At 63.6% G+C, this 3492-nt stretch carries 3 protein-coding genes; 2 read left to right on the forward strand and 1 reads right to left on the reverse strand.

All coding sequences use genetic code 11. The features are described 5' to 3' along the window. A partial coding sequence (locus ACE3OH_RS20785; protein WP_374357688.1) for an ATP-binding protein occupies positions 1-940 on the reverse strand: 940 nt, incomplete at its 3' end. A gap of 126 nt (positions 941-1066) precedes the next feature. On the opposite strand from ACE3OH_RS20785, the gene ACE3OH_RS20790 reads away from it, so the two are divergent. Together ACE3OH_RS20790 and ACE3OH_RS20795 are read left to right on the forward strand one after the other, a co-directional pair. Further along, the gene (locus ACE3OH_RS20790) at positions 1067-1951 is read left to right on the forward strand and encodes a tyrosine recombinase XerC (protein WP_374357691.1); all 885 of its coding nucleotides are present in this window, start codon (positions 1067-1069) and stop codon (positions 1949-1951) included. 161 nt (positions 1952-2112) lie between these two features. After that, a partial coding sequence (locus ACE3OH_RS20795) for a PAS domain-containing protein (protein WP_374357694.1) occupies positions 2113-3492 on the forward strand: 1380 nt, incomplete at its 3' end.

Here is a 3492-nt window from a genome sequence, read left to right on the forward strand (position 1 = left end):
GGTTGTGCAGGTCGATAAAGGTCTTCACCGCATTGAACACGCCATCGCGCAGGCCGGTTTCATGGGTGCCGCCCGAAGGGGTGGGGATCAGGTTCACATAGCTTTCGCGGGCAATGCCGCCCTCTTCGGTCCAGGTGATCACCCAGGCGGCGCCTTCGCCGGTGGAGAAGCTGTCATTCGCTTCGCTGATATAGCGCTCGCCCCGGAACAGCGGCACCACCAGGTCGGCGCCGGCCAGCTGCTCGTTCAGATAGCCGGCCAAACCGTCCGGATAGGACCAGGTCTGGGTGTCGCGGCTGCCGTCTTTCTTTTCGACGATCAGCGTCACCACAATGCCGGGCAGCAGCACCGCCTTGGAGCGCAGGATATGGGCCAACTCGCCCATCGGGATATTCGGCGAATCGAAATACTTCGGGTCGGGCCAGCAACGCACGCTGGTGCCGGTGTTCTTCTTGCCCACTTCCTTGAGCACCGCCAAGGGCTCGATGACAAAGCCGTCGCCAAAAGCCAGTGCGTGTTCCTGCCCTTCGCGCTTCACCCGTACTTCCAGCCGGGTGGACAGGGCATTGGTGACGCTGACGCCCACTCCATGCAGGCCGCCCGAGAAGCTATAGGCGCCGCCGTCCTTCTTGTTGAATTTGCCACCGGCATGCAGCTGGGTGAACACCACCTCGACGGTAGGCACGCCCATTTCCGGGTGGATGCCGACCGGAATGCCGCGACCATCGTCGCTGACGCCGATCGAGCCATCCTGATACATCACCACTTCGATATTCCTGGCAAAGCCGCCCAGGGCTTCGTCGGCGGCGTTGTCGATCACCTCCTGCACGATATGCAAGGGGTTTTCGGTGCGGGTATACATGCCGGGCCGGTGCTTGACCGGCTCGAGGCCCTTGAGCACCTTGACCGAGGATTCGTCGTATTGTGGAGCGGCTGCCATGGTATTTTCCTTGCTGCGGCGGGCGTGATGCGTTGGCGCGCAGTCTAGGGGGGAGCGCCGATGCGGGCAAGCCGCCGGCTACAAAACTGCAACACGGCCCGCATGGGGCAACTGGCAAGGAAGGACATGACAGCACTGGAACGCTTCGAACGCTATCTGACCGGCGAGCGCGGCAAATCGGCGGCAACCCGCGCCGCCTACCTGGCCGATGCGCGCCTGCTGCTGGAGCTGGCGGGTGAGCGCACGCTCGATAGCCTGCAAGCGCGCGATATTCGCGGCTTTGTGCGGCAGATGAAGCAACGCGGCCACGATGCACGCTCGATTGCGCGGCGGCTCAGTGCCTGGCGCGCCTGGTTTGCGCTGCTATGCCGCGAGGCAGGCTTTATTGCCAACCCGGTCGAAGCGATCCGTGGCCCCCGTGCTGCGCGCAAACTGCCGCGCCCGGTCAGCGCCGATGCAGCGGCGGGGTTTCTCGATGCTCTCGATGATGACGATCCATTGGCACGGCGCGACCGCGCCCTGTTCGAGTTGGCCTATTCCTCGGGCCTGCGCGTATCCGAATTGGTTGGTGTCGATCTGGCCGACTTTCTCGATGGCGGTGCCAGCCTCACGGTGGTCGGCAAGGGCGGCAAGGGGCGTCAGGTGCCGGTGGGCGCCAGTGCTCGTGCCGCTATCGATGGCTGGCTGCTGGTGCGCGGCCAGCTGGCCCGGCCGGGTGAGCCGGCCTTGTTCGTCAGCCGCACTGGCGGCCGCCTCGGCGTGCGTGCGGTGCAGTTGCGGCTTGATCAATGGTCGGACCGACTGGGCGTCGCTGACAAGCTGCACCCGCACCGCCTGCGCCATGCCTGCGCCAGCCATTTCTTGCAGTCCAGCGGTGATTTGCGTGCCACCCAGGAATTGCTTGGCCATGCCAGCATTGCAAGCACGCAGATCTACACCCATCTGGACTTCCAGCGCCTGGCGGCGGTCTATGATGCCGCCCATCCACGCGCCAAGCGCGACAAATCATGATCGGGCCTCCTGCCCGTGTGGGGGAAATACCCAAGCGTCGAAACAGTAGAATCCGGTAACGTAGCGGCATGCTTCGCCAGCATGCCGTTGCGGAGCAGCCACCGCAGCACCTCGCTACAATGCCGTTTCTCCGTTTCAACCTGCGCAATTGCGAGAATCGCTTGCCACGTTCTGCCGCCAAACCCCTCGCCGCGCGCCAGCCCAAATCCGGGCGTTGGCTGTGGGCGATGCCGAATCTGTCGCTGATCTGCTTTCTGGCAGTCGGCGTGGCCTTGCTGTGGTTTGTGCGCGCCAGCGAGCGCGAGGTGCAGCACGATGCCCTTATCGAAGATGTGCTGTGGCAGGAACAGGCCTTGCGTGGCGAGCTGACCGGCCGACAGAACCAGTTGGCGGCGATGGGGCGCGACTATGTCGATGGCCGCATGACCGAGGAGCTATTCCATAAAGTGGCCGCGCAGATGATGCGCAGCCATGTGGAAGTGCTGGCGGTAGCCTTTACCAATGAATACGGCGATGCGGTGTGGAGCCATCCGCATGATGCCACCAATACCATCGAATTCGTGCCGGCGGCGCTGGAGCCGATCCAGCGTGCGGCCAGGGTGGGCGTATCGGCTACCACCCCGACTTTCGATTATCCGGGTTCGGGCCAGGTGATCGCCCTGGCTGAGCCGGTGGTGGGCAACAAGAGCACCCTGGGCGCCTTTGTCGCCATCGTCTCGATGAACAGCCTGTTGCGCCACTATGTGCCATGGTGGATCGCCCAGCGCTACCAGATGTCCTTTATCGGCATCGACGGGCAGCCGATCATCGCGCAAGCCAGCGCGGAAAACACTCGCAACGCATTGAGCCATGAAGTGGCGTTCGATCCGCCCGGCTACGGCATGCGCCTGCGTGCCACCGCTTACAGCAATGCCTGGTCATGGTGGAAATATGCCTTGTATTGGACGCTGGCCGCGCTGACCGCCTTGATGGTGTGGTCACTATGGGTGCTCAAGCGCCATATGCATGAGCGCCTGCTGGCCGAGCGCGCCCTGACCCGTGAGATGAGCATGCGCCGCGCCATGGAGGATTCGCTGGTGTCCGGCATCTGCGCCATGGATACCCAGGGTCGCACCCTGCATGTGAATCTGGCGTTTTGCCGCATGGTGGATATGCAGGCGGAGGATCTGCTCGGCCGCCTGCCGCCGCAGCCGTTCTGGCCGCCCGAGTCAGCGGTGCAGTGCGAGCAGATCTATGCCGCCATCCTGCGCGGCGAATGCCCGCCCAATGGTTTTTCGCTGCGATTTATGCGGCGCAACGGCGAGCGTTTCGATGTACGCCTGTATGCCAGTCCGCTGATCGATGGCGATGGCCAGCAAACCGGCTGGGTGTCGTCGCTGAGCGATGTGACCGAACTCAAGCGCGAGCGCGAGGCCTTGAAAGCCTCGCATGAGCGCTTCGTCACCGTGCTCAATGGCCTGGATGCTGCCGTAGCGGTGACCGATAGGCAGCCTGGCGAGGTGCTGCTCAGCTATCGTGGTTTTCAGGAGGCATTTCATCTG

Source organism: Chitinimonas sp. (genome assembly GCF_041904975.1).
Taxonomy (GTDB): Bacteria; Pseudomonadota; Gammaproteobacteria; order Burkholderiales; family Chitinimonadaceae; genus Chitinimonas.